Origin of the sequence: Mesorhizobium sp. M7A.F.Ca.MR.148.00.0.0, from assembly GCF_003997735.1 — a bacterium.
Classification (GTDB): domain Bacteria; phylum Pseudomonadota; class Alphaproteobacteria; order Rhizobiales; family Rhizobiaceae; genus Mesorhizobium.
In genome coordinates, this window is sequence record NZ_RZTB01000381.1 from 1 (window position 1) to 525 (window position 525).

The following is a 525-nucleotide window of genomic DNA, read 5'->3' on the forward strand; positions in this document are numbered from 1 at the left end:
TAACCAGCAATATCAAGCCATTCGCCGATGAGCCCGGTGCCGGCCCCGGCATCGAGCAGTGGTGCTGAACCGCGCGGCAGATGGCGGGCCAGCAACGCAAGGCAGATCGTCGGATGGCGATAGCCGGCGGCCGACATGTCGGCGTCATAGGTTTCCGACCAGCGGTCATAGAGTGCGGCCACCTCTTCGGGCCGCTTTGCCGCGTAGGCCGCGCCGAGCGCGCCCTGATGTTTGCTGTCCGCCACTTTTATCCATTCCGCCAATTTTTGATCTCGCAGTGATGATAGCCAAAGCGCGAAAATTGTGGAACCGTCGCTGCGACAAATAACAGCGTGGGGGCGCAGGCATGGTGACAGACGAGGCGCGTGCCGCACTGGACGCCATTCCCATGCTGGCCGGCTACAGCGGGCCGCTGGAACGGCTGGGCGGCCTCACCAATCTCGTCTTCAAGGCCGGCGACTTCTGCCTGCGCATTCCCGGCAAGGGCACCGAGGAATACATCAACCGGGCCAACGAAGCGGTGGC

General features: G+C 63.4%; 2 pseudogenes. One reads left to right on the forward strand and one right to left on the reverse strand.

From position 1 onward, the window contains the following. Positions 1 to 245 (reverse strand): annotated as a pseudogene (locus tag EOB49_RS34605) (SAM-dependent methyltransferase); the annotation flags it as partial. A 101-nt stretch (positions 246 to 346) separates the two neighbouring features. Between EOB49_RS34605 and EOB49_RS38405 the strand changes: the two are divergent. Further along, positions 347 to 525 (forward strand): annotated as a pseudogene (locus EOB49_RS38405) (LPS biosynthesis choline kinase); the annotation flags it as partial.